At 67.2% G+C, this 25,569-nt stretch carries 25 protein-coding genes; 15 read left to right on the forward strand and 10 right to left on the reverse strand.

Going from position 1 to position 25,569, the window contains the following annotated elements:
- Window positions 1–13: 13 nt before the first annotated feature.
- The 3 genes from ACFWAY_RS10170 (at window position 14) to ACFWAY_RS10180 (ending at window position 3,804) form a co-directional block, all read left to right on the forward strand.
- A complete protein-coding gene (locus tag ACFWAY_RS10170; RefSeq protein WP_378510571.1) occupies window positions 14–907 on the forward strand; it encodes an SDR family oxidoreductase in 894 nt (297 codons plus the stop codon).
- Between the two features lie 54 nt (window positions 908–961).
- On the forward strand, window positions 962–2,521 hold the full coding sequence (metG, locus tag ACFWAY_RS10175; RefSeq protein ID WP_378510572.1) for a methionine--tRNA ligase: 1,560 nt from the start codon (window positions 962–964) through the stop codon (window positions 2,519–2,521).
- 107 nt (window positions 2,522–2,628) lie between these two features.
- Complete coding sequence (locus ACFWAY_RS10180; RefSeq protein WP_378451352.1) at window positions 2,629–3,804, forward strand: DUF2786 domain-containing protein; 1,176 nt, start codon at window positions 2,629–2,631, stop codon at window positions 3,802–3,804.
- A 14-nt stretch (window positions 3,805–3,818) separates the two neighbouring features.
- On the opposite strand, the gene rsmI is transcribed toward ACFWAY_RS10180, so the two are convergent.
- Window positions 3,819–4,649 (reverse strand): 16S rRNA (cytidine(1402)-2'-O)-methyltransferase, encoded by an 831-nt coding sequence (gene rsmI / locus ACFWAY_RS10185; RefSeq protein WP_378510573.1) that lies wholly within the window; start codon window positions 4,647–4,649, stop codon window positions 3,819–3,821.
- Between the two features lie 74 nt (window positions 4,650–4,723).
- On the opposite strand from rsmI, the gene ACFWAY_RS10190 reads away from it, so the two are divergent.
- Window positions 4,724–6,232, forward strand: a complete 1,509-nt coding sequence (locus ACFWAY_RS10190; RefSeq protein ID WP_378510656.1) for a dolichyl-phosphate-mannose--protein mannosyltransferase — start codon at window positions 4,724–4,726, stop codon at window positions 6,230–6,232.
- Between the two features lie 62 nt (window positions 6,233–6,294).
- On the opposite strand, the gene ACFWAY_RS10195 is transcribed toward ACFWAY_RS10190, so the two are convergent.
- The 4 genes from ACFWAY_RS10195 to ACFWAY_RS10210 form a co-directional block, all read right to left on the reverse strand.
- Window positions 6,295–7,926 carry a BCCT family transporter gene (locus ACFWAY_RS10195; protein WP_378510657.1) on the reverse strand — a complete coding sequence of 544 codons (1,632 nt, stop codon included), beginning with the start codon at window positions 7,924–7,926 and terminating at the stop codon, window positions 6,295–6,297.
- A gap of 90 nt (window positions 7,927–8,016) precedes the next feature.
- Window positions 8,017–8,448, reverse strand: a complete 432-nt coding sequence (locus tag ACFWAY_RS10200; protein ID WP_005563060.1) for a DoxX family protein — start codon at window positions 8,446–8,448, stop codon at window positions 8,017–8,019.
- Between the two features lie 50 nt (window positions 8,449–8,498).
- A complete protein-coding gene (locus ACFWAY_RS10205) occupies window positions 8,499–8,873 on the reverse strand; it encodes a GntR family transcriptional regulator (RefSeq protein ID WP_378510574.1) in 375 nt (124 codons plus the stop codon).
- Window positions 8,874–8,931: 58 nt separating this feature from the next.
- Entirely contained in the window at window positions 8,932–9,615 is a 684-nt protein-coding gene (locus tag ACFWAY_RS10210; protein WP_378451356.1) for an NAD(P)H-binding protein, read from the reverse strand.
- Between the two features lie 87 nt (window positions 9,616–9,702).
- On the opposite strand from ACFWAY_RS10210, the gene arsC reads away from it, so the two are divergent.
- Window positions 9,703–10,059 (forward strand): arsenate reductase (glutaredoxin), encoded by a 357-nt coding sequence (gene arsC, locus ACFWAY_RS10215; protein WP_378510575.1) that lies wholly within the window; start codon window positions 9,703–9,705, stop codon window positions 10,057–10,059.
- Window positions 10,060–10,127: 68 nt separating this feature from the next.
- Here the strand turns inward: arsC and arcA are convergent, their stop codons facing one another.
- Window positions 10,128–11,345, reverse strand: a complete 1,218-nt coding sequence (gene arcA / locus ACFWAY_RS10220; protein ID WP_378510576.1) for an arginine deiminase — start codon at window positions 11,343–11,345, stop codon at window positions 10,128–10,130.
- A gap of 107 nt (window positions 11,346–11,452) precedes the next feature.
- Between arcA and ACFWAY_RS10225 the strand changes: the two genes are divergently transcribed.
- Window positions 11,453–11,983, forward strand: coding sequence for an FABP family protein (locus tag ACFWAY_RS10225; protein WP_378510577.1), 531 nt, complete (start codon window positions 11,453–11,455; stop codon window positions 11,981–11,983).
- A 42-nt stretch (window positions 11,984–12,025) separates the two neighbouring features.
- Complete coding sequence (soxR, locus tag ACFWAY_RS10230; protein ID WP_378451360.1) at window positions 12,026–12,505, forward strand: redox-sensitive transcriptional activator SoxR; 480 nt, start codon at window positions 12,026–12,028, stop codon at window positions 12,503–12,505.
- Window positions 12,506–12,508: 3 nt separating this feature from the next.
- Here soxR and ACFWAY_RS10235 read toward each other — a convergent pair whose 3' ends face one another.
- Window positions 12,509–13,003 (reverse strand): DUF2505 domain-containing protein, encoded by a 495-nt coding sequence (locus ACFWAY_RS10235; protein ID WP_378451361.1) that lies wholly within the window; start codon window positions 13,001–13,003, stop codon window positions 12,509–12,511.
- Window positions 13,004–13,053: 50 nt separating this feature from the next.
- Window positions 13,054–13,497, reverse strand: coding sequence for a GNAT family N-acetyltransferase (locus tag ACFWAY_RS10240; RefSeq protein WP_378510578.1), 444 nt, complete (start codon window positions 13,495–13,497; stop codon window positions 13,054–13,056).
- A gap of 124 nt (window positions 13,498–13,621) precedes the next feature.
- On the opposite strand from ACFWAY_RS10240, the gene ACFWAY_RS10245 reads away from it, so the two are divergent.
- From ACFWAY_RS10245 to ACFWAY_RS10275, 7 genes are all read left to right on the forward strand, one after another.
- Window positions 13,622–15,076: a wax ester/triacylglycerol synthase domain-containing protein gene (locus ACFWAY_RS10245; RefSeq protein ID WP_378510579.1), complete on the forward strand. Its 1,455-nt coding sequence runs from the start codon at window positions 13,622–13,624 to the stop codon at window positions 15,074–15,076.
- Between the two features lie 17 nt (window positions 15,077–15,093).
- The gene (locus tag ACFWAY_RS10250; protein WP_378510580.1) at window positions 15,094–17,352 is read left to right on the forward strand and encodes a glycerol-3-phosphate 1-O-acyltransferase; all 2,259 of its coding nucleotides are present in this window, start codon (window positions 15,094–15,096) and stop codon (window positions 17,350–17,352) included.
- A gap of 4 nt (window positions 17,353–17,356) precedes the next feature.
- A complete protein-coding gene (locus ACFWAY_RS10255; RefSeq protein WP_378510581.1) occupies window positions 17,357–18,796 on the forward strand; it encodes an HAD-IB family hydrolase in 1,440 nt (479 codons plus the stop codon).
- Window positions 18,797–18,904: 108 nt separating this feature from the next.
- Entirely contained in the window at window positions 18,905–19,309 is a 405-nt protein-coding gene (locus ACFWAY_RS10260; RefSeq protein ID WP_378510582.1) for a YciI family protein, read from the forward strand.
- Window positions 19,306–20,541, forward strand: coding sequence for an RNA polymerase sigma factor (locus tag ACFWAY_RS10265; RefSeq protein WP_378510583.1), 1,236 nt, complete (start codon window positions 19,306–19,308; stop codon window positions 20,539–20,541). The genes ACFWAY_RS10260 and ACFWAY_RS10265 overlap by 4 nt, the downstream gene beginning before the upstream one ends.
- A 76-nt stretch (window positions 20,542–20,617) precedes the next feature.
- Window positions 20,618–21,247 carry a hypothetical protein gene (locus ACFWAY_RS10270; protein ID WP_378510584.1) on the forward strand — a complete coding sequence of 210 codons (630 nt, stop codon included), beginning with the start codon at window positions 20,618–20,620 and terminating at the stop codon, window positions 21,245–21,247.
- Between the two features lie 76 nt (window positions 21,248–21,323).
- Window positions 21,324–23,372, forward strand: coding sequence for an ABC transporter ATP-binding protein (locus ACFWAY_RS10275; protein ID WP_378510585.1), 2,049 nt, complete (start codon window positions 21,324–21,326; stop codon window positions 23,370–23,372).
- Window positions 23,373–23,375: 3 nt separating this feature from the next.
- On the opposite strand, the gene ACFWAY_RS10280 is transcribed toward ACFWAY_RS10275, so the two are convergent.
- Together ACFWAY_RS10280 and ACFWAY_RS10285 are read right to left on the reverse strand one after the other, a co-directional pair.
- A complete protein-coding gene (locus tag ACFWAY_RS10280; protein ID WP_378510586.1) occupies window positions 23,376–24,215 on the reverse strand; it encodes an SDR family oxidoreductase in 840 nt (279 codons plus the stop codon).
- 142 nt (window positions 24,216–24,357) lie between these two features.
- A complete protein-coding gene (locus ACFWAY_RS10285) occupies window positions 24,358–24,501 on the reverse strand; it encodes a hypothetical protein (protein ID WP_005561362.1) in 144 nt (47 codons plus the stop codon).
- A 643-nt stretch (window positions 24,502–25,144) separates the two neighbouring features.
- On the opposite strand from ACFWAY_RS10285, the gene ACFWAY_RS10290 reads away from it, so the two are divergent.
- Window positions 25,145–25,561, forward strand: a complete 417-nt coding sequence (locus ACFWAY_RS10290) for a helix-turn-helix domain-containing protein (protein WP_073360053.1) — start codon at window positions 25,145–25,147, stop codon at window positions 25,559–25,561.
- The last annotated feature ends 8 nt before the right edge of the window (window positions 25,562–25,569 follow it).

Genomic DNA, 25,569 nt, shown 5'->3' on the forward strand with positions numbered 1-25,569 from the left:
CCGCACGTGTCACATGCGGTACTTTCTCCCCGACGGGGAGGGAGCCGTGTCCATGACTTCGAGCTCGATGAACGGCCGCGTGATCGCGGTGACCGGTGGTGCGAGGGGAATCGGGAGGGAGATCGCCCGACAGCTGGCACTGGCCGGCGCACGGGTCGCGATCGGCGACGTCGACGGCGCCGCGGCCCGCCGGACCGCGGACGAACTCGGCCGGGCGGGCGGGACGGTGGAGGGCCTCGAACTGGACGTCACCGACACCGCGTCGTTCTCGGCATTCCTCACGGCCGTCGAGGATCACTGGGGCCCGATCGACGTGCTCGTCAACAACGCGGGCGTCATGTGGGTCGGGAGGTTCGACGAGGAACCCGAGTCCGCGACGGATCGGCAGCTCGCCGTGAACCTGCACGGGGTCATCCGCGGGGTGAGACTGGTGGCGCCGTCGATGCGTGAGCGCGGCCGCGGTCAGATCGTCACGGTGGCGTCGGCAGCGTCGAAGGTCGCACCACCCGGCGAGTCGACGTATGCCGCGACGAAACACGGCGTGCTCGGCTACCTGACCGGCGTCCGCGAGGAGCTGCGCGGGTCGGGCGTGCAGATCTCGGTGATCATGCCGGGTGTCGTCGACACCGAACTCGCGGCCGGAACGGCGACCGGCGCGGCGAAACTGCTGGTACCGGCCGACGTCGCGAAGACCGTGGTCGCGGTGATCCACCGCCCCCGGTTCGAGGTCACCATCCCCCGGTACGTGGGTCCGCTGGCGCGCCTGGTCACCATATTTCCGCAGTTCGCTCGCGACTTCGCGATCCGCCGGATGGTTCCCGACCAGGTCAGGTCCACGAACAAGTCGGCCCGCGCGGCGTACGAGTCACGCACCGTCACCGACGAGGACGGCACCGGACCGGCGTAGAACCCGCTATCTGCGCGTCACGAAACGGCGGCGCGCAGATAGAGTGGTCGCACCATGAATGCTGCTGATTCCACCGCCTCGCGGCCACCTTTCTATCTGACGACGGCGATCGCGTACCCGAACGGCGTCCCGCACATCGGCCACGCCTACGAGTACATCTCCTCCGACGCCCTCGCACGCTTCAAGCGTCTGGACGGGTTCGACGTCTTCTTCATGACGGGAACCGACGAGCACGGCCTGAAGATGCAGCAGACGGCGGCCAAGGAAGGCATCGACGTCCGCGAGCTCGCCGCGCGTAACTCGGACGTGTTCGAGGCCATGGACAAGACGTTGAACATCTCCTTCGACCGGTTCATCCGCACCACGGACGCCGATCACGAAGAAGCCAGCAAGGCGATCTGGCAGAAGATGCTCGACAACGGCGACATCTACCTCGACACGTACTCGGGCTGGTACTCGGTCCGCGACGAGGCGTTCTACACCGAGGCCGAGACCACGCTGCAGGACGACGGAACGCGCCTGTCCACCGAGACGGGCACCCCGGTCGAGTGGACGGAGGAGTCCACGTACTTCTTCAAGCTGTCCGAGTACCAGGACAAGCTGCTCCGCCTGTACGAGGAGAACCCCGACTTCATCGCGCCCGCGACGCGGCGCAACGAGATCGTCAGCTTCGTCAAGGGCGGACTGAAGGACCTGTCGATCTCCCGCACGACGTTCGACTGGGGCGTTCCCGTTCCCGATCATCCCGAGCACGTCATGTACGTGTGGGTGGACGCGCTCACCAACTACCTGACCGGCGCCGGATACCCGGACACCGACTCCGAGCAGTTCGGCAAGTTCTGGCCCGCGAACCTGCACATCATCGGCAAGGACATCACCCGGTTCCACACCGTGTACTGGCCGGCGTTCCTGATGTCGGCGGGAATCGAACTGCCGAAGCGCGTCTTCGTGCACGGATTCCTCTACAACAAGGGCGAGAAGATGTCGAAGTCGGTCGGCAACGTCGTCGACCCCGTCGCCATGGTGGAGCAATACGGCCTCGACGCCGTGCGCTTCTTCCTGCTCCGCGAGATCTCGTACGGTCAGGACGGCAGCTACAGCCACGAGGCCATCGTCACCCGGATCAACGCCGACCTGGCGAACGAGCTCGGCAATCTCGCGCAGCGGTCGCTGTCGATGGTCGCGAAGAACTGCGACGCCCAGGTCCCGACCCCCGGCGAGCTGACCGAGGACGACACGGCGATGCTCGCGCAGGCGGATGCGCTGCTCGAGCGGGTTCGCGCCGAATACGACGTCCAGGCACTGCATCTCGCGCTGGAGGCGATCTGGTCGGTTCTCGGCGAGACCAACCGGTACTTCTCCAAGCAGGAGCCGTGGGTTCTCCGGAAGACGGATCCGGAGCGGATGGCGACGGTGCTGTACGTGACGCTCGAGGTGGTGCGGATCGTCGGCATACTCGTGCAGCCGGTGATGCCGGACGCCGCGGAGAAGATCCTCGACCTGCTGGGGCAGCAGACGAATGCGCGGCAGTTCAGCGACCTTTCGACGCGCATCGTGGCGGGCACCGCGCTGCCCGCGCCGGCGGGCGTGTTCCCGCGCTACGTGGAGGACTGATCCGAGCGGGGTCCGTTGTTGTCGGACCCCGCATGCACACTCTCCCCATGACGCCGAATAGAACATACATTCGATCTCATCACGGTGGATTCCGGAACGGAGCGCGCGTGTTCGACGACGAAGTGAGCCCTCAGGCCGCCACTGCAGTCCACACCCTGATGGGTGAGTTGTCGGCCGCGTACGAGCGTGGGTGGCAGCCCGCCGACGTCGTGCATCTGGCGCGGAGATCGAAGGAGCCATCCGACGCGGCACTCGCGGCGGCCCTGGTGCTGCACGAGTCGGAGCGCACGCGCGCCGCGCACCGGGCGCCGCGGGATTGGGTGGAGCAACTTCGCACCATCGGCGAGCAGTACCCGGGCGCGTCGCACCTGGCGGGGCGGGTTCCGGTCGACGGTCCCGACGTTCGGGCGCTGGCCGCCGGGTTGTTGTTCGAAGACCCGTATCACTCCGTCTACCAGCTCACCGATCTGTCGCTGACGTGGACGAATCTGCCCGGCTGGACGGTGCTCACTCCCCCGCCGTCGACGTGGCCCGTCGTGAGGGTCGCGGACCCGGCCGCGGCGATGTCGGGTGAGACCGAGGCCGACGCAAAGGTGCTCAACAGGATCCGCGGGCTGCTCGCGAAGGCCGAGGCCACCGATTTCGCGGAGGAGGCGGAGATCTTCACGGCGAAGGCGCAGGAGTTGATGACGCGCTACGCGATCAACGCCGCTCTCCTTCACACCCAGAACGGGGTGGGCAACACTGCGGTGCACAGTCGCCGCATCCACCTGGAGAATCCGTACGTCAAGGAGAAGGTGCACCTTCTCACCGAGATCGGCGACTCCAACCGGGTGCGCACCGTGTGGTTCAGCTCCCTCGCCATCGCGACCGTGGTCGGAACGCCTCTCGACCTCCAGCAGGTCGACATGCTGTTCACCTCACTGCTCGTGCAGGCGACGCGCACAATGCAATTCGCGGACGCCGACAGTCGCAGTGGTTCACGCACCACGTCGTTCCGGAAGGGCTTCCTCGCGGGCTTCGCGAGCCGCATCGGGCAGCGGTTGCGCGACGCCGACAGCCGGGCCACGACCGAGGCCGCCGATGAGGCGTCGATTCCCGTCGCCGATCTGCTGCCGATTCTGGCCACCAAGTCCGAGGCCGTCGACGCCGAGTTCGATCGCCTGTTTCCGCGTACCAAGAAGGCCCGCGGCAGGGCCGTCGACGCCAACGGCTGGTACGCCGGGCAGGCGGCCGCGGACGACGCCTCGCTGGCTCCCGGGGAGCGTGCCCTCCGGCGGTAGCCGTCGCCGTCCACCTAGTCCTTCCGGGATGCCAGCACCGTTTCGTAGAGTTCCCGCTTCGACACACCGGTGGTGGCGACGAGCGCGCACGCGTCCTTGAGCCGGGTGCCGTCGGCGACGAGTCGCTCCACCTCGTCGACGAGGTCGGCGGGGTCGGCCGCGACGAGGGTGGCGCCCTCCACCACCACTGTGATCTCGCCGCGGACACCTTCGGCGGCCCACTCGGCGAGTTCGGCGAGGGTGCCGCGGCGGACCTCCTCGTACGTCTTGGTCAGTTCCCGGCAGACGGCGGCGCGTCGGGTTCCGCCGAGCACCTCGACCGCGTCGGCCAGGCAGTCGGCGAGCCGGTGCGGCGCCTCGAAGAACACGCAGGCGCGTTGCTCGGTGACCAGTGCCTGCAACCACGTCTTGCGCTGGCCCTGCTTCCGGGGCGGGAAGCCGTCGAAACAGAACCGTTCGACGGGTAGCCCGGACAGCGCGAGCGCCGTCGTCACCGCCGACGGTCCGGGCAGGCACGTCACCGCCAGATCCTCGGCCACGCACGCCGACACCAGCCGGTACCCGGGGTCGCTGACGGAGGGCATGCCGGCGTCGGTGACGAGGAGAACGGTCTTGCCGGACGCGACGTCGGCGATGAGGGCGGGCAGCCGGGCCGTCTCGACCTGGTCGTAGAAGCTGACGACCTTGCCGGTGATGGTCACGTCGAGAGCGGAGGCGAGAGCTTTGGTGCGGCGGGTGTCCTCGGCGGCGACGACGTCGGCCGTCTCGAGCGCCGTACGCAGCCTCGGCGACGCGTCACCCACGTCCCCCATCGGTGTTGCGGCGAGCACTAGGCGACCAGTCATGACCCACAGCCTACGATTGCGGCGTGACGATGCTGACGGACGAGCGACCGACGCCCTCAGCACGACAGCCGTCCATGGTCGGACCGGCGCCGCTCGTGCCGCCCCCCGACTTCGGTCCCGTCGACCGCGCCCGCGGCTGGGTGGTCACCCTGTTCGTCACGGCGATCGCGGCGATCACCCGGTTCACGATGCTCGGCTACCCGACGGACGCGGGCACTCCCGTGTTCGACGAGAAGCACTACGCGCCGCAGGGCTGGCAGGTGCTCACCGGCGGCTGGCTCGAGGACAACCCCGGCTACGGGCTGGTGGTGCATCCGCCGATCGGCAAACAACTGATCGCGATGGGCGAGGCGATCTTCGGCTACAACGGGTGGGGCTGGCGTTTCGCCTCCGCCGTGGCAGGCACGATCATGGTCCTGCTGGTGATCCGCATCGTCCGCCGGCTCACCCGATCCACTCTCATCGGCGGCCTCGCCGGGGTCCTGCTGGTCGCGGACGGCGTCACGTTCGTGTCCTCCCGGCTCGGCATGCTCGACATCTTCCTGGCACTGTTCGCCGTCGCCGCTCTCGGCTGCCTGATCGTGGACCGCGACCAGATCCGCGAGCGCATGGCCCGCGTGTACGACGAGGGCCGGATCGGCGACAGCGACTGGGGTCCGCGACTCGGTGTGCGCTGGTGGCGGTTCGGTGCCGGGATCATGCTGGGTCTGGCGTGCGGCACCAAATGGTCGGGCGTCTACTTCATCGTGTTCTTCGGGCTGCTCAGCGTCGCATTCGATGTGTCGGCCCGACGCGCCTACGGGGTGGGGCGCCCGTGGTTCGGTGCCGGCATCCGAGACGTGGGCCCGGCGCTGTACGCGCTCGTCGTGGTGCCACTCTTCGTGTATCTCGCCAGCTACTGGGCGTGGTTCGCGAGCGAGACCGGCGTGGACCGGCATGCCGTGGGCAATGAGATCGGAACGGGCGGCCCCTGGTCGTTCGTGCCGGGCGCGCTCCGCTCGCTGTGGTACTACAGCGGCAACGTCCTCGAGTTCCACGAAGGCCTCACCAATTCGGCGGGCAATCATCACCCGTGGGAGTCGAAGCCGTGGACGTGGCCGATGGGTCTGCGCCCGATGCTGTACTACTTCGCCGAAGGTGATCACGTCACCGGCTGCGGAGCGTCGAGTTGTGTCAAGGCCGTCATGCTCATCGGGACGCCCGCCATGTGGTGGCTGGCACTGCCGATGCTCGCGTGGGCCCTGTGGCAGACCGTGGTGCGGAAGGACTGGCGTTACGCCACCGTCCTCACCGCCTACGGCGCTGCGTTCCTGCCGTGGCTGACCACCCTGGACCGCCAGATGTACTACTTCTACGCGGTGGCGCTGGCGCCGTTCATGGTGATGGGTCTCGCGCTGGTTCTGGGCGACATCCTGGGAAGCGCGAAGGGGTCGTTCGAGCGGCGCACCACCGGCCTGCTCGCCGTCTGCCTCTATGTGGGTCTCGTGGTGGCCAACTTCATCTGGTTGTGGCCGATCCTCACGGCCGTCCCGATCACCCCGGACATGTGGCAGCACCAACTGTGGCTCCCCAGTTGGCGCTGACACCGGAATGAGTCGAGCCGCCCGGGTCCCGTGGGACACCGAGCGGCTCGCAGACTGTTTCTCTAGCGGGACGAGATCCGGTCGCGGCGGCGTTTCGCCGCCACTCTCCGCATCTCTCTTCGCATTTCCCGGCCGTCGACGATCATCTGGTCGCGGGACAGATCCTTGTAGAGCGAGAAGCACAACCCGATCATCACGATGACGAACGGCGCCGCAGCGATGATCGTCATCGTCTGCAGTCCGTCGAGCGCGGTGTCGCCGCCGGTCCACAGGATGAGCGCGGCCACGCCACCGGTGAGCACACCCCAGAACACGACCACCCAGCGCTGCGGTTCCAGCGAACCGCGCTGCGACAGGGTGCCCATCACCATCGACGCGGCGTCGGCGCCGGAGACGAAGAAGATCGCCACGAGGATCATCACCAGGACGGTGGTGATGCCGGTGAGCGGCAGGTGGTTGAGCATGCCGAACAGCTGCCCCTCCTGGGTGTCCTGTCCGGCGAGGTCGATTCCGTCACGCTGCTCGCTGATTCCGGCACCACCGAAGATCGCGAACCACACGAGGCTCACGGCGCTCGGCACCACGATCACGCCGACCACGAACTGGCGGATGGTCCGGCCGCGGCTGATGCGTGCCAGGAACATGCCGACGAAGGGGGTCCAGGAGATCCACCACGCCCAGTAGAAGATGGTCCACGAGGACAACCATTCGCCGGTCGCGGGATCGGACGACGCGCCGGTGCGGGCCGACATCTGCGCGAGTTGCGCGGCGTAGGCGCCGATCGTCGTGGGCAGCAGGTTGAGGATCAGGACCGTCGGTCCCACGACGAACACGAACAGGGCCAGGATGATAGCGAGCACCATGTTGGTGTTGGAGAGCCACTGGATTCCCTTGGCGACACCCGATACGGCGGACGCCACGAACGCGAGGGTCAGCAGGGCGACGATGGCGACCAGCAGGAACGTGCTGACCTGCGACATCCACCCGACGACCTGGAAGCCGGAACCGATCTGCAGTGCGCCGAGGCCCAGCGAAGCGGCGGTACCGAACAGCGTCGCAAAGATCGCGAGGACGTCGATGAACTTGCCGATCGGCCCCTCGGCGCGGCGGCCGAGCAGCGGGATGAATGCGGAGCTGAACAGCTGCTTGCGACCCTTGCGGTACGAGCCGTACGCGATCGACAGTCCGACAACCGCGTACATCGCCCAGGGGTGCAGGCTCCAGTGGAACATGGTGGTGGCCATCGCAGTTCCGATGCCACCGTTAGAACCCGGAGGGGGTGTCACGTAGTGCGCGAGCGGTTCGGCGACGCCGAAGAACATCAGTCCGATGCCCATGCCGGCGCTGAACATCATCGCGATCCAGCTGACGGTCCGGAACTCGGGCTTCTCGCCGTCCTTGCCAAGCGGAATGTGACCGAACTTGCTGAACGCGAGCCACAGTGAGAAGAGGACGAACCCGGACGCCGACAGGACGAACAACCAGCCCATGTCGGTGACGAGCCAGTCGAGTGCCTTACCGGTCGTGGAGTCGAGATTGTCGGGGGCCACGAGCCCCCAGACGACGATTGCCGAGACCGCGGCGGCAGCGGCGGAGAACACGACGTGATCGGTGCGAACACCGACCCGTTTGAGCCCTCCGCCGACGCTCGCGTCAGCGGTCTCGGAACCTTGATCAGGCAGATCAGTATTCATTGCCATGAACAACTACGTTGGTCATTTTCGATGGTAAAAGCAAGCTAGCCCACCGCGTCACACCGAATCGAGACCCAGCCCACGGTATCGTTACGCTGCGGTTTTTCCCCATCCCGAGCCTCGTCCGAGAAGCCCGTCGATGCTGAGGCGTCCGGCACCGATCACAGCCAGAAGTAGCGACCCGACGCCGAGTGCGACGACGAGTTCGTACCCGCCGTTCGCGACGAAGACGCCCTTGTCCGCGTGCACCAGAATCAGCGCTCCGAGCATGTTCAGAAACAGCAGGATTCCGGCGATCGGTGTGGCCACACCCACGATGAGAGCAAATCCACCCGCGAGTTCGATAGTGGCGGCCGCAACAGCCGAAATGTCGGGAAGCGGGATGCCCATGTCGGCGAACGACGCCTGTGTGGCCTTCACTCCGTAGTCGAAGAACTTCTGCCAGCCGTGCGCGACGAAGACGACGCCGAGTCCGATCCGGGCGATCAGTAGTGCGAGGTCACGGAAGAGTGCGGAAGCCATACCGAGCGTCTACCTTTCTGGGGTCACACCTTCTGGATGCGGCGCCGTCCTCATTCGGCGCCGCGGAGAGCGGACTGCACGAAGCCGAGGATCTCCTCGTCGGACACCCCCAGCTTCCGCAGTTCCAGCACATACCCTGTTGCGGCCTTCTCGGCGCCGGCGCGGATGGGGTCACCGCCGCTCGCGATGAACGTGCCCTGCTTGCCCCGGGTTTCGATGACGCCCTGCTCGCCGAGTTCCCGGTACGCCTTGGCGACCGTGTTCGGTGCGAGACCCACCTCGACGGCGAGCGCGCGGACCGTGGGGATCTTCGTTCCCGCGATCAGCTGCCCACTGCGCACCTGCTCGATGATCTGCAATCGCAACTGGTCGAACGGGGCGGTCGACGAATCCGGATCGATGTCGATGTCCACGGCCGGCGCCACCTCCGTTGTTCCACGCGTTGTATCAGACCGTAGTTGCGCGGTTGCGGCGCCGCAATGCTTACACCGCGGCGACGGCCTCCTCGATCGACGTGGGGCCGGACGTCAGCATGAGCGTCTTCTTCGCAGTGTCCGGGTGATCCAGGAGCGCCGCGACCACTGCGGCGACGTCGGCGCGCGTGACGGTGCCGCGTTCGAGGGGAGGCGCGGTGAGCGTGACATGACCCGTCGGGTCGTCGTCCAGCAGACCGCCCGGACGGAGAATCGTCCAGTCGAGGTGGGTGCGGGCGCGCAGGTCTTCCTCGGCGGCCGTCTTCGCGACGAGGTAGGCGGCGAACACGTCGTCGGTGCCCTCGGGGATCGGCTCCCCCGCCCCGAACGAACCGACCTGAACGAATCGCCGCGTTCCCGCCTTCTCTGCGGCGTCGGCGAGGAGGACCGCGGCCCCACGGTCGACGGTGTCCTTGCGGGCGATGCCGCTGCCTGGGCCGGCGCCTGCGGCGAACACCGCGGCGTCCGCGCCGACGAGCGTCTTCGCCACGTCGTCCGCGCTCGCCGTCTCCAGATCGATCACCACCGGTTCGGCGCCGAGCGCCGCCACCTCGTGCTCGTGATCGGGGTTGCGGATCAGCGCGACCGCACGGTCACCGCGCGCGGTGAGAATCTTGATGAGGTGACGGGCGATCTTCCCGTGTCCACCCGCGATGACGATGCGCCGCGGAGTCGCGTCCCTGTGCTCGGCCATGATCGATCTCCCTCTTTCGTCGACTATTCACGAGTTACTACCCCAGGTTCAGCGCTCCCTGCGGGCGCGTTTGTTCCCCGGTGCAGAATGTCGGGTATGGCGAACACCGCGACCATCTACCACAACCAGCGATGCAACACGTCCCGCACCGTCCTCGGACTGATCCGGGACGCGGGCATCGAGCCGACCGTCGTGAAGTACCTCGAGACCCCGCCCTCACGGGACGGGTTGCGCAAACTTCTCGACGACGCCGGCCTGAAGCCGAGCGAGGCGATCCGTAAGAAGGAGGCCGTCTTCAAGGAACTCGGGCTCGCCGAGGCGTCCGAGGACGAACTGCTGGAAGCGATGGTGGACAACCCCATCCTCATCGAGCGACCGATCGTCGTGACGAACAAGGGCACTGTCCTCGCCCGCCCGGCCGAGAAGGTCCGCGAGGTCCTTTAGGCCCTTCGGGCTCGTGCGCCTTTCTGGTTGCTCCGACTACCAGAAAGGCGCACGGGCGGCGGCGCCGCCTACAGCGGGTCGCGGGCCACCGGACAGGACATGCAGCGGGGCCCGCCGCGGCCGGAGCCGAGTTCGGAACCGGCGATCCGCAGTACCTCGATCCCCGACGCCTCGAGCCGGGCGTTGGTCTCGACGTTCCGTTCGTATGCGACGACGACGCCGGGTGCGAGTGCGAGCGTGTTGTTTCCGTCGTCCCACTGCTCGCGTTCGGCAGTGACGTTGTCGAGTCCGGTGTCGATGACGCGCAGCTTGCCGATGCCCATGGCCTCGGCGGCGGCGGTGAGGAACGGATCGGCTCCGCGGATCGACACGCCGTTGTCCTCGCGGTGAATGGTGAACGCCGACAGCGTGTCCTGAATGATCGGGTACATCACGACGGCGTCGTGGTCGACCATCGTGCAGACGGTGTCGAGGTGCATCGACGCCCTGGCCTGCGCGATGGGCACCACCAGCACGGTGTGCGCCAGTTCGTCCTCGAAGACGCTGCGCGCCAACGCCTCGGCGCCTGCCGGTGTGGTGCGTTCCCCCACCCCGACGGCGACGACTCCCGGGGCGAGGAGCAGGACGTCACCGCCTTCGACGGGGGCGGTGTGGGATTCGTAGGCGCGCCGGGCGCCGCGGAAACGCGGGTGGTGGGCGTAGATGATGTCGGTGAGGGATGTTTCGCGGACCCGGGCGGGCAGGGCGAGAGACGTGATCGCGACGCGGGGCCCGATCCAGAACGACGAGTCGCGGGTGAACAGCAGGTTGGGCAGCGGGTCGATGACGAAGTCGCCGCCGTGGTGCATGCGACGGACCAGCGACGCCGTGTTGGCGGCGACGGGGAGTTCGTCGAAGGTCATGCCCGCAGTGAGGATGGTGGAGAGGTCGGAGGCCGGGACACCGCGGAGGTGTGCGGCCAGTTCCTGCGCCAGGGTGTGCCCGAGTTTGCGTGGGTCGACGGCCGCGCCGATGCCCTGTATTCGGGCGGCGCCGCTGGCGCCGAGTGTCTCGGTGAGCAGGTCGGACAGCAGCAGGACCTCGACGCCGCGGCTGCGCAGGAGGTCCGCGAACGCGTCGTGCTCTTCCTGCGCGCGGTCGACCCAGGGCAGTCCGTCGAAGAGCAGTTGGTCGTTGTTGCGGGGCGTGAGCCGCTTCAGTTCGTCCCCGGGCCGGTGCAGGAGGACGGCACGCAGCTGCCCGACTTCGGAGTTGGCCCCCAGCGGTGCAGAACCGGACGCGTTCATGTCTAGACGGTAATGCCGGCGGCCCCGGCAGGCACGCTCAAACACTCCGGCGCCGACCGTGTCCCTCGGCGCCGCAGGCGAGTACCGTGAAACGGCGGAGGTATCTCATGGACGAGAACTCGACTCTCTCGCCGGCGCACTCGGATGCGGCGGCGAGTTCGTCTGCGAACCCGCCGCCACTTTCGTCCGTTCCCCTCGCCCTGGCGCCGTTCGCCGGTTTGTGGCGCGGCGAGGGCGAGGGCGCGTACCCGACGATCGACGACTTCGCGTACACCGAGGAGATCGAATTCGCCCCCACCGGTAAACCGTTCCTGGCGTATCGGTCTCGGACGCGGGAGGCGGGCAGCGGGCGGCCGTTGCACTCGGAGTCCGGGTTTCTGCGGCTCGTCGCCGAGGACGAGGCGGAACTGCTCGTGGCCCAGCCGACCGGATTCACGGAGATCCACCGTGGTCAGATCCGGGAGGGGACCATCGAGTTGTCGATGGTGGCGCTGTGCGCGTCGCCGGACGCGAAATCGGTGCACAGCATCCGGCGACAGTTGTCGGTGCGCGGCGGCGACCTGACGTACGACCTGTGGATGGCGCACGACCTGACTCCGCTCACGCACCACCTGCACGGACATCTCCGCCGCGAGTGACCTCGAGTATTGTTCAGGTAGCCGCGTGAAAGGTTGCCTGTCGTGGAGATGCCCGAGTGGAGAGCCAAGGAACTGACGCCGGGGCAGCTGTCGGAGCGCAGTGGCGTGGCGGTGTCGGCGTTGCACTTCTACGAGCGCGAGGGACTGATCACCAGCAGGCGGACGTCCGGCAATCAGCGTCGCTATCGCAGGGACACGCTGCGCCGGGTCGCGTTCATCCGCATCGCCCAGCGGGTCGGGATTCCGCTGGCCGAGATCCGGGACGCCCTCGCGACCCTTCCTGAGGGCCGCACGCCGAACCGGAAGGACTGGGAGAAGCTCTCGACGCGGTGGCATGCGGATCTGGATCAGCGGATCGAGCAGCTGATCCGGCTCCGCGACAACCTGACCGGCTGCATCGGCTGCGGGTGCCTGTCGCTCGGGAGTTGTGCGATCGTCAACACCCACGACCGGCTGGGAACGGCGGGGCCGGGTGCCCGCACGCTGGACGTCGAACTCGACGGTCCGGCGTCCGGGGCGTGAGCGTCAGCTGTCGCCGAGCCACTTCTCGATCGCGTCGCGGTCCTGCCCGACCATGTCGCCGACCAGCTTCCTGACGAGGGATTCGATCTGTCCGCCGACGAGCGGAATCTTGACCTGCACCGATCCGGCGACGTCCAGGACGGTGACGTCGCCCGACGCGCGGAGCACCGACGTGCACTCGATCTTCACCGGGATCCCGGTGGAGCTGCCACTGATCCGGCCGTCGGCGCGGTCGCCGTCGAGGGCGCCCCATTCGTCGGCACGCTCGACCTTCAGTTCACCCGAGACGACCTTACGGACCAGCCCGGGGAGGGAGGACGCGCCGATGGTGTCGCGCATCGTCGCCGTCAGGGTGCCGGGGCCGCGACTGTCGTCGAGGGTGAGTTTCTCCGGCGCCTCTTCGAACCGGTGCTGCCAGAACGCCCGATCCGTCACCGTCGCGTGCACCCGGTCGATCGGGTACGCGATCTGTTCGGAGTATTCGAAGCTTTTCGCCATGACGGCAGCCTACGACAACTCCGTGGGCGGTGAAGGAGTCCGGAGACTCGTCAGCCACGCACGGGCGCGGAGCGCCTCATCGGCAGGTGGTCGATGCCGGCTTCGAGGTAGTTCTCGCCGGTTCTGCGAAAACCGTAACGGTCGTACCAGTTTTCGAGGTAGGCCTGGGCGGAGATCTCGATGGGTCCCGGGAACGCCTCGAACACGGCTTCGAGCAGCCGGCCCGCGAGTCCCCGTCCGCGGGCGTGGGCGGCGGTGGCGACGCGTCCGAGATGCAGTGTCGGTTCGTCGGCCAGCACACGCAGTGTCGCGAGAACCTCGCCGTCCTCCTCCGCCCAGAACTGGGTGGTGGTCGGTTCGAGGTCGCGCCCGTCGAGTTCGGGTTCCGACACGATGCCCTGCTCGAAGACGAACACGTCGGTCCGCAGGACCATGATCCGGTAGAGCGTGGCCGGGTCGATCCTGTCGAGCGTCGCGTGGTGGAGAGTCGGCACGTCCTCACCTTAGACAGAAAGTCCGGTGCGTAATCCGACGGAACCAGGGACGCGATCTGCGGGGCGGGTCCACACTGGAAAAGCAGCAGCTGAGGGCAACTCGAGCAACCGAATGAGGGTGGGCATGGCCGACGGCGAACCTCTGATACCGCCGAGTGCCGTCGACGTGGATTTCTCCGACGTCGCCTGGGGAGCGGACCGCACGATGTCCGACTTCGAGACCGGGATGTGGCGGATGGAGGAGGTGCAGCCGAAGCTGCGCTCACCGATCGTCGCGGTCGACGTGCTCGACAAACCGCCGGACTGGGACCGGCTGGTGCGCGCCCACGAATGGGCGTCGCACATGGTGCCGCGTATCCGGATGCGGGTGGTGGAGCCGACGTTGCGGCTGGGCAACCCGATGTGGTCGGTCGACCCCGAGTTCGATCTCGACTATCACCTGTCGCGGGTGCGACTGCCGGAGCCGGCGACGTTCGACCACGCGCTCCGGATGTGCAGGCATATGGCGACCGAGCCGTTCGACCGCGCCCGGCCGCCGTGGAGCGCGATGCTCATCGAAGGACTGGACGACGGCCGCGCCGTCTACGTGGTGAAGACGCATCACAGCATCACGGACGGTCTCGGCGGCATCCAGTTGATGACGCTGCTGCACAGCAGGCGCCCCGAACCGTCCCCGGACAAACCGGATCGGCCCGCGCCGTTACCGGAGCAGATGTCGGGCGGCGGCGCACTGTTCGAGCAGGCGCTCGACAACGTGCGCAGCGCCCCCGGCCGTCTCGGCGGCCTGATCCGCGGCGCGGTGCGGACGGCGATGACGGTCGTGGGCGACCCGGTGGGCAGTGTCACAGAGGTCGCCGGTTACGCGAACTCGATCCGCCGGGTGGTGACCCCTCCCCCGACCACGGGTTCGGACCTGCTGCGCGACCGTGGACTCGGACGCTGGTTCGGGGTGCTCGAGGTGAGTGTCGACGAACTGCGTTCCGCCGCTCACGTCGCGGGAGGGTCGCTGAACGACGCGTATGTGGCGGCCCTCCTGGGCGGCTTCCGCCGCTACCACGAATCGTTCGGCCACGACCTCGAGACGATTCCGGTGGGCATGCCGGTGAGCATGCGTTCGGCGTCGGATCCGACGGGCGGCAACCGGTTCGCCGCGGCCCGATTCGCCGGACCTGTCGGTGAGCGCGACCCTGTCGCGCGGATCAAGAAGGTGCGCGCGATCATCCTGGGGCTGCGCCAGGAACCCGCACTCGGACTGCTGGATTCGGCCGCCCCACTCCTGGTCCGGCTTCCGACGGTGGTGCTGGCGAACTGGTACCTCTCGCAGTCGACGGGTCTCGATCTGCAGGCCAGCAACGTCGCCGGTGTCCCGGTGCCCGTGTACCTGGCTGGTGCCCGGATCGAGCGGATGTTCCCGTTCGGCCCGGCCCCCGGCTGTGCGGTCATGGCCACCCTCGTCTCCCACGTCGGCACGTGTTGCATCGGCGTCAATCTCGACACCGCCGCCGTCACCGAGCCGGCGCGGTTCATGTTGTGCCTGCAGGAGAGTCTCGACGAGATCGTCGAACTGGGCCGCGGGTGAAAGGAAAGGCTGACGCGATGGACGAGCAGACGACACGGCCACGGGTCTATCTCATCGAGACGATGAGTGACATGGAGGACGACGTTCTCCGGACGTGGCTGGAGCGGCAGGCGAACGACTCCGGTCAGCCGCCGCCGACGGTCCGCGTCACCGACCAGGCCCTCGCCGATCTCGTGCGCCGGAAGGATGATCCGCTGCTCACCCCGCTCCGGGTGGTCTGGCTGCCGAAGGAGACCCATCCGGACGGCGCGCAGCGATTCCGGGAGACGCTGTCGCTGCGCGATCCGCTGCACCCCGGCCAGAACATGCAGCGCCGGGTGATGCGCGACGACCCGGCCCGGTGCCAGGTCCTGGAAGGCGATCCGGCCCCGCTCAGCGACCTCGAACGCCGGCTCGCCGAGAACGGCGGCGGGTCGCTTCCGGATTTCATTCGCCGCCAGGCCGCGCTGACCCTCGAGCGGGCCGAGCGGACCCTGCTGGGCACGCAGTACAAGGTGTCGAAGTTCGTCGTCGACGAAATCACCGACGCGAGCCGGTACCACGACGGCACCCGGGAGCTGTCCGCGAAGTTGAACCTCCCCGTCGCCGAGGTGGATCGGCGGGCCCGTGGGGCACTGGACGAGATGGTCGCCGCACAGAGCAGGCGTGCCATCGCGCTGTGGGACCAGTTGGGCCGCTACTTCTCCCGCGCCTACCGCCTCGACGTCGACACCACCCGGCTCGACGAGCTGCGGGAGCTGAACAAGGAACATTCCCTGGTGTTCCTGCCCAGCCACCGCTCGTACCTCGACCCGCTGGTACTGCGTCCGGCGCTGCTCGCGAACGATCTTCCGCTCAACCACGTGATGGGCGGTCTGAACATCAACTTCTGGCCCATCGGACCGATCGGCAAGCGCAGCGGCACCGTGTTCATTCGCCGGAAGTTCGACGGCGACGAGATCTACAAGTGGACGCTCCGCGAGTACATGCGCTATCTGCTCACCAAGCGGTTCAACCTCGAGTGGTACATCGAGGGTGGGCGCAGCCGCACGGGGAAGCTGCGGCCGCCGCGGTTCGGTCTGCTCAACTACCTCGCGAAAGCCTTCCGGAGCAGCGGGACGTCCGACGTGTATCTCGTCCCGGTGTCGCTGACCTACGACCAGCTGTACGAGGTCGGGGCGATGGCGGCGGAGGCGCACGGCCAGGCGAAGAGCAAGGAGAGTCTGCGCTGGCTCTTCGGATACGTTCGGGCACAGGGTCAACGGCACGGCGTCGCACACGTCAACGTGGGCAGGCCGATGTCGCTGGCGGACTACCTCGGCCAGGAGGACGACCTGCGGCTGGCGGTGCAGAAGACGGCATTCGAGGTGTGCCACCGCATCAACGAGGTCACGCCCGTCACGGCGTCCTCGCTCGTCATGCTCGCGTTCCTCGGCATCGAGGACCGGGCGCTCACCGTCGCCGAGGTCGGTGCCATCCTCGGACCACTCGTGGACTACATCACGGCGCGCTCGTTGCCGACCGCGGGCGACGTGGACCTGACCGACCCACAGGTGATCCGCAAGGCCGTGCGCACCCACCTCGATTCCGGTGTCCTGCGGAGTTTCGATCAGGGCAGCGAACGGGTGTTCTACCTCGGCCGGGATCAGCATCTCGTGGCAGCGTTCTACCGCAACAACACGATTCACTTCCTGGTGATGCGGGCGATCGCGGAGATGGTGCTGCGGGCGGCCGTCGATCAGCAGTTCACCGATCCGCTGAACGACGGATGGGATGCGGCGCTGCGAATTCGCGATCTCCTCAAGTTCGAGTTCTTCTTCAGCGAGAAGGACAGCTTCCGGAAGGAACTGCGGGCCGAACTGGATCTGATCGACCCGGCGTGGGAGTCGAATCTGGGTGACCCGCAGCATGCGGTGAACCTGTTGTCCGGGATGCGTATTCATCTGGCGCACCGGGTTCTGCAGCCGTTCCTCGAGGCGTACGCCGTGGTCGCGGGTCAGCTGCTGCGCACTCCCGTCGACCGGAAGTTCGACGAGAAGGCCTTCATGACGTCGTGCCTCGCGCTCGCCGAGCAGGAGCGCCTCCGGCAGCAGATCGGGAGCAGCGAGTCGATTTCGGCCGAACTCTTCACGACCGCGCTCAAGCTGGCACGAAACCGGGGCCTGGTCGAACCGAATGCCGAGAACATGGCGGCCCGGCGGGTCGAGTTCGAGGCCGAACTCCAGGCCCTGATCGATCAGGTGCTGCGCATCCGGGCCATCGCGCACGAAAATCTCGACCAGATGGGTGGTAGGTGAGTAGATGAGCGATCTCCGCAGTCTCCACGACGACATCGCGGCCGCCGTTCCCGGCGCGGGCACCCTCGCCGCGTTCGATCTGGACGGCACCTTGATCAGCGGGTACTCCGCGAGCGTCGTCTACCGGGACCGCCTGCGTCGCTTCGACATCAGCGTGGCCGAGCTTCTGCGCACCACGGGCGCCGCGGTGGAGACCCGCTTCCGGGGTGCCGATGTCGGCAACCTGATGCGCATCGGAGTGCAGAGCCTGGCCGGGCGCATGGAGGACGAGATGCAGGAGTGGGGGCAGCGGCTGTTCCGCCAGGAGATCGCCAGGATGATCTTCTCGGAGGTCCGGGGACTGCTCGCCGCGCACCGGCACGCCGGTCACCGGGTGGTGATGGCCACCTCTGCCACCCCCTATCAGGCACTGTCGGTGGCCGCGGACCTCGACATCGACGCCGAGGACGTGCTGTGCACCCGGCCCGCGGTTCTGGACGGGATGCTCACCGGGAAACTTGAATCGCCGCCGCTGTGGGGTCCGGCCAAGGCCGAGGCACTGCGCGAGTACGCCGACAAGCACGGAGCGGACCTGGGTGACAGCTTCGCGTACTCCAACGGCGCAGAAGATGTTCCGATGCTGAAGTCGGTAGGACATCCCGTGGCACTGAACCCCGACAGCAAGCTCGCGGCGACCGCGCGGCAGAACGGCTGGCCGTCGGTGAATCTGCGACCACCGGAGAGCGGCGCCGACCCGATGTCCATCGCCCGCACCACCACCGCGATCGGCGCGCTGATGGGGGCGGCCGCGTTCGGCGTCTCCGCCGGCCTGCTCACCCAGAACCGGCAGACGGGCGCCAACCTGGTCGGCAGCTTCGGCCCGGATCTCGCGCTCGCGATCTGTGGGATCAACGTGCGGATCAAGGGCAAGGAGAACGCGTGGTCGGCCAGGCCGGCGGTCTTCATGTTCAATCACCAGAGTTCGCTCGACATGCTGGTGATCGGCAGCGTCATCCGTCGCGACGTCACCGGCGTCGCGAAGAAGGAGGCTGCGCGCGATCCCCGGTTCATTCCCGTGGGGGCGCTGCTCGACGTCGCGTACATCGACAGGGCGGACAGCACGAAGGCGAGGGCTGCCCTCCGCCCGGCCGTGGACAAATTGCAGTCCGGCATCTCCATCGCGATCGCCCCCGAGGGCACCCGCTCGCCGACTCCGCGCCTCGGCAAGTTCAAGAAGGGCGGATTCCACCTGGCGATGCAGGCGGGAGTGCCGATCGTGCCGATCGTCATCCACAACGCGGGCGAACTGATGTGGCGGAACTCGCTCGTCGCGCACCCCGGCACAGTCGACGTCGACGTCCTCGCACCCGTGCCGACCGACGGCTGGGACCTCGCGGATCTCGACCGGCACGTCGCCGAAGTGCGCACCCTGTTCGAGGACTGTCTGCACGCCGGGCACCGCTGAAACGATTTCCTCGAAGAAAGTTCCCGAAGGATGTCGAGAACCCCGGATGTGCTCCGTCCTGTTCCTGAAAGCGCCAGAATGGGCGCCACACCGGGTGAGGAGACAGAGATGCCGAAGTTCATGTTGCTGCAGCACTACGAGGGCGGCGCGGGGTGCGACGTGCCGATGACCGAATGGAAGCCGGAGGACGTGCAGGCGCACATCCGGTTCCAGCACGACCTCAATACGGAACTCGTCGCGAAGGGTGAACTCGTCGACGCTCAGGGGCTCGCCGGACCGGACGTCGCGAAGCGTGTCACCTTCGACGGCAAGGGCGCTCCGGTGGTGACCGACGGACCGTTCCCCGAATCGAAGGAACTGCTCGCCGGATACCGCATGATCGACGTGGAATCCGAGGCACGGGCGCTGGAGATCGCCGCGCAGACGTCGGCGGCACCGGGGCCGGACGGCGCACCGATCCAGCAGCCGATCGAGGTTCGGCAGGTGATGGGCGCGCCCGACACCGATCTGTGAGTACCGGCGCCGCAATCGAGGGCCTGCTGCGCGACCTCGCGCCGCAGGTCCTCGGTGTGCTCGTGCGGAGGTCCGGTGATTTCGAGGGGTCCGAGGACGCGGTGCAGGAGGCGCTGCTCGCGGCGGCCCGGCACTGGCCGCGGGAGGGGTTGCCGGACAATCCGCGGGGCTGGCTGATCCAGACCGCCACCCGCAAGATGACCGATCAGATCCGCAGCGAGATCGCCCGCCGCACGCGGGAGGAGGTGGTTGCCCGGCAGGTGCCGCCGTCGACGGACGTGCCGGATCGGGACGACACCCTGCTCCTGCTGTTCCTGTGCTGCCATCCTGCTCTCACCCCGGCCTCGGCCATCGCGTTGACGTTGCGTGCGGTCGGGGGGCTCACCACCGCCGAGATCGCCAACGCGTTCCTGGTTCCGGAAGCGACGATGGCACAACGGATCAGTCGCGGAAAGCAACGCATCACGGCCTCGGGGATACCGTTCCGGCGGCCGACGGGTGACGAGTGGACGGAACGCCTGCGGTCGGTGCTGCACGTGCTCTACCTGATCTTCAACGAGGGATACGCCAGCAGCATCGGCGATCACCTGCACCGCACCGAACTGTCGGCCGAGGCGATCCGGCTCGCGCGGGCGGTGCACGCGATGCTGCCCGACGACGGTGAGGTGGGTGGGCTGCTGGCGTTGATGCTGCTGACCGATGCCCGCCGCCCCGCCCGCACCGGCCCGCACGGCGAGCTGATCCCGCTGGCCGAGCAGGACCGCACGCTGTGGAACCGGGAACTGATCGTCGAGGGTCAGCGGGTGGTGATGGACGCCGTCGCCCACGGTTCGATCGGGGCCTACCAGCTGCAGGCCGGAATCGCGGCGGTGCACGACGACGCGGATCGGGTCGAAGACACCGACTGGGCACAGATCCTCGCGCTGTACGGTCTGCTCGAGCGCATGTCGGACAATCCGATGGTGACGCTGAACCGCGCGGTGGCCGCGGCGATGGTGCACGGACCGGCCGCGGGGCTGACGATGCTCGAGCCCCTCGACGTGACCCTGGCCGGGCACTATCGACTCGACGCCGTCCGCGCTCACCTGTTCGATATGGCCGGCGACACCGAATCGGCCCTCACGCATTACCGCTCGGCGGCGAACCGCACCACCAGCGTGCCTGAGCAGCAGTACCTCGCGGCGCAGGTGGCCCGGCTCAGCGCTCCCGGCGGGGTGTCACGACCCGAGTAGTCGACTACGCGCGACGGGGCGCCGGCCAGGCGGGAGAGTCGGTGGAAACCGGTGGTGCGGCGAAGGGAGCAGGACGATGAGCGAGCGTGACGGCGTCAAACCTCCCGAGCGAACGGACGTGCGGCGCCACGAATTTCGACTCAGCCTGCTCGTGGCCTCGATGGCCGTCGTCGGCACGCTGATCGGCTCGGTGTGCGGAGGGGTGTTCACCTTGCTGAACACGTCGAATCAGGTGGAGGCGACGGTGAATCAATCCTCGAACGAGTTCCTGCGAACGCAGCGGCAGCAGATCTACTCGGAACTCCTGACCGCGGCCAACGAGGTGCGCATCACGTCGGGTTCCGTCTCGGTGGCATTTGACCGCTTCGACGGACCCGACCTCCTGACCATGATCGCCGATGTCCTCCGCCCGCTACCTCGACAGAACATCGTGCTCGGCTCGAAGTTCACGGCGGTGGAGTTGATCGGATCCGAACCGGTCGTGGAATCGGCACGGCGAATGGTGGTCGAGTATCTGGCCGGATCCGAGACGGTCGGCTGGCTGAGCACCGACTTCGCGACGGATGACGTCGTGTCGGCGGACGCCCTGTCCACCCGCCAGCAGCAGTTCGCCGACCACTTCCACGCCGGGATGAGTGCCCAGGAAGACTTCCTCGCCGCGGTGCGAGACGAACTCGGCATCCCCGAGCACGGGGACCTACCGTAACCACCGGACCGGAACAGCGGGACGGGCCGCGTCGAATCGGCTCGCCAGGGCCGCGGCGGATGGGCACGATGGGGAGATGCCCGCGACCGGTCCCACATCCACACAGCAAGCCTCGGAAGCACCCGCCGAGCCTTCGCTACTCCCCCGCATCTGGGCTCTTCTCCGTCCCTACCGCGGGTGGCTGGTGCTCGTCGCGGCCGCCATCGTCGTGTCCTCACTGCTCGGCATCGTGAATCCGTTCCTCACGAAGGCTGTATTCGACCGCGCACTGTTTCCCACCGACGGCAGCGGTGTCCATCTGACATTGCTGCTGTGGCTGGTCGTGGCCATGATCGTGGTGACGCTGGCGGGTTCGTTGATCGGCGTCGGCCAGAGCTACCTCACCACCAAGGTCGGCAACCTGTCGATGGCGGATCTCCGGGAGCGTCTGTTCGCTCACCTCGAGAAGATGGAACTGGCGTTCTTCACGTCCACCAAGACAGGCTCGATCCAATCGCGTCTCGCCAACGACGTCGGTGGGGTGCGGTCGGTCCTCACGTCCACGGCGTCGAGCATCCTGTCGAATGTTGTCACCGTCACGGCGTCCCTCATCGCGATGCTGCTGCTGTCGTGGCAGCTGACGCTTCTCGCGGTTGCACTGCTCCCCGGCTTCGTCTATCTGCAGCGGCGGGTCGGCGCCCGGCGACGGGTTCTGGCGCGCAAGACGCAGGAGTCGTTGTCGGACATGACCGCAATCACCGAGGAAGCGCTGAGCGTCTCGGGTGTGCTGCTGACGAAAGTGTTCAACCAGGCCGATACCGAACTCGACCGGTATCGAACCGAGAACGCCCGGCAGACCGAACTCCAGGTGCGGCAGGCCATGACGGGGCAGGGCTTCTTCGCCGTCGTCAGCTCGTTCATGGCGATCACTCCCGCTCTCGTCTACCTGCTGGCGGGCTACCTCGTCAGCGGCGGTTCCGCGGCGCTGTCGGCGGGCACCCTCGTCGCGTTCTCGACCCTGCAGGCCAGGTTGCTGCAACCGTTGGTCTCGCTGATGCGGGTCACCCTCGACGTCCAGACGTCGATGGCGTTGTTCCGCCGCATCTTCGAGTACCTCGACCTGCAACCCGCGATCGTGAACCGCCCGGACGCCGTCGAGTTGCCCACGGACTCCCCCGGGCGGGTGGAGTTGGACGACGTGTACTTCGCGTATCCCGCGCCCGTCCGGCTGGCCACCGCCGATCCCGACCCGGTGGCACTGCGCAGCCTGGGTCGCGGCGGCGGGGGCGGCGGCATGCGCGGCGTCGCGACCGTCGCGCCTCGGCTCCCGGCCGCGGCGACGCCCGAATTCGAACCGGCGGAACCTCGCAGCAGGCGCTGGGCGGTCGCGGGCACGTCGCTGGAGATCGAGCCGGGTCAGCTCGCCGCCTTCGTCGGACCGTCCGGCGCAGGCAAGACCACGCTCTGTTATCTCGTGCCGCGCCTGTACGAGGTTGACAGTGGCGCCGTCCGGGTCGACGGCCACGATGTGCGCGACCTGACCATGAGCTCGCTCGCCGAAGCGGTCGGAATGGTCACCCAGGACCCGTATCTGTTCCACGCCTCGATCGCCGACAACCTTCGATATGCCAAACCGGACGCGACCGACGCCGAACTGCAGGCCGCCGCGGCGGCCGCCAACATTCACGACCGCGTCCTCGGATTCGACGACGGATACGACACCCTGGTGGGTGAACGAGGATTCCGCCTGTCCGGTGGCGAGAAGCAGCGATTGGCGATCGCGCGGGTGCTGCTGAAGAACCCCCGCGTTCTGATCCTCGACGAGGCGACGTCCGCACTCGACACGGTCTCCGAGCGACTCGTCCAGCGAGCTCTCGGTGAGGTGATGCGGGGACGCACCACCCTCGCGATCGCCCACCGGCTGTCCACCATTCAGCACGCCGACGTGATCTTCGTGATCGACGAGGGAGCGCTGATCGAGCGCGGCACGCACACCGAACTCCTTGCGCGACAAGGGTTGTACGCGCGACTTCACGCCGAGCAGTTCGGCGGCGGGCAGGTGGAGTGCCGGTGCACCGACGGCGTCCGATTCACCGATGGGACGGTGCTGGCCCCGAGCGCCCCCGCCCGGGGCGGAGACTTCTAGCTCCTACAGGAACTTGCTGAACTGGTCGTTGGCCCTCTGCATCACGAAGTCGTACGGCGGCGAGAACTTGCGCGCCCACCAGTAGCCGAACCGGATATCCGGCGACGTGTACACCAGGTACCGGTCCTTCTTGATACCGGCGATGATGCAGGACGCGACCTTCTCGGGCGTGACGGCCCGCTTCTCGAAGCGGTGGACGGCCTTCTGAATGCGCGGGTCCTCGCGATCGACCCCGGCGATCTCGACCGTCCCCACCAGCGGCGTCTTGACCGCACCCGGAACCACGAGGCTCACGCCGATGCCGTGCCGTTTGAGATCGAACCGCAAAACCTCGGACACTCCGCGAAGCCCGAATTTGCTTGCGCTGTAGGCTGCATGCCACGGGAGTGCCAGCAGTCCGGCAGCGGAAGAGACGTTGACCAGGTGACCGCCGCGCCCCGCCCGCACCATCGAGGGCAGGAAACTCTCGATGATGTGGATCGGACCCATCAGATTGACGTCCACCATGGACTTCCAGTGGCGGTGTTCGAGATTCTCGACGGTCCCCCATGCGGAGATACCGGCGACGTTCATGACGACGTCGAGGCTGCCGAACTGATCGTGGACATCGGCGGCGAAGGCGGCGACGGTGTCGTAGTCGGACACGTCGAGCGCCCGCGAGAAACTGACGGTGCCCCCGCGGCTGCCGACTTGTTCGACCGTCTGCGCCAGGCCGACCTCGTTGATATCGGTGAGAAAGAGTTCGGCGCCCTCCGCCGCGGCCGCCAGGGCGGTCGCCTGCCCGATCCCGCTACCTGCACCCGTGATCAGGCATTTCTTGCCGTCCAGCGTCTTGATCGCCATAGCCGTGCGCGCCCCCGTCGTCACCAATCTGTGTCGGCTGGAAGTCTACGCACGCAATCTGATTGCGCGCACGCAACTGCAGCGGTGCCCCTTCCCGAGAAGAAACGCGAACCGGCCCCTCATCGGGCCGGCTCGTAACAGTTCACAACCGCTGGGTCATTTCTTCCTGATAGGTACGAATCGTCCTCTCGATTCCGTTGGCGTCGTCGTCGTTTCCTCGATGCCGGGCGTCGTCGGCGCGCTCGCGCAGAACTCGAATCGCCTTCCGAAGCTCGGCGTCACTCATTCTGTGTTCCATATCACAATCATCCCCGACGGCTTCAGATTTGACCAGACTCGGGGGGTGCGCCCGAGCGGCGGAACCCCGCCTGAGCTGGACAATCGTCCAACTGAACGGGGAGACTCGCAAAGATCGCATGTCGGCCGAGGGCCGGATCGGCGGCGGGCGGCCCGGAGCCCGTGCGGATGCCACTGCTTCACAGTAGTGTTCACAAAGCCCCGCAGGCCGCGAGCGACTTCTCGACGTTGCGATGCGCAACGCAACACAATTGCCCTGAACTGGGGATATAGGCACCGCAGCCTCACAGGGCACAGCCCTGCGACGTTGCCAGCTAACTCCCAGTGATTGAAAGGGCAACCACGCAGTCGCGTCGGCGACCGCGACCGATGGTGCAGCCATGGCTTACCCCGCACCGGCGCCTCTCTTGAGCTTTCAACGGTAGAACGCGCGTGACGAGCACAGAGGGCGTCCGAAATGTCGGCGATCCGCGAGCGGGGAGCAGTCGATCGTTGAAACATATATGAGATAAGTCCGGCGCCGGCCGACGACGTTTTGCCCCTATGTCCGTGAGTTATCAATCGGTTATCATCGTGGTACGGTGTCGTTCACATGACTGACGCCCGCACAAGAGAGGACCCGGCGGCTCACAATGGCAGATTTTGCTGCGCGGTTGAACAAGCTCTTCGACACGGTCCACCCTCCGGGACGCAAACCGCATACCAACGCTGAGGTCGCGGCGGCACTCATCGCAGACGGACATCAGATCTCGAAGCCCTACATCTCCCAGCTCCGATCGGGACAACGCACCAACCCCTCCGACGAGACGGTCGCGGCATTCGCTCGCTTCTTCAAGGTGAAGCCCGACTACTTCTTCAACGACATCTACGCCGCAAAGATCGACCACGATCTCGAGCTTCTCTCTCAACTGCAGGGATACGGACTTCGCAAGCTCTCCAGCCGCGCGTTCGACCTCTCCGAAGAGTCGCAGAGCCTGCTCACCACGATGGCCGAGAAACTTCGCGCCAGCGAGGGGTTGCCGGAGGTCCCCCCGGACGCGTCCCGCTGATCACCGGA

Source organism: Rhodococcus sp. NPDC059968 (genome assembly GCF_042738615.1).
Taxonomy (GTDB): Bacteria; Actinomycetota; Actinomycetes; order Mycobacteriales; family Mycobacteriaceae; genus Rhodococcus_F.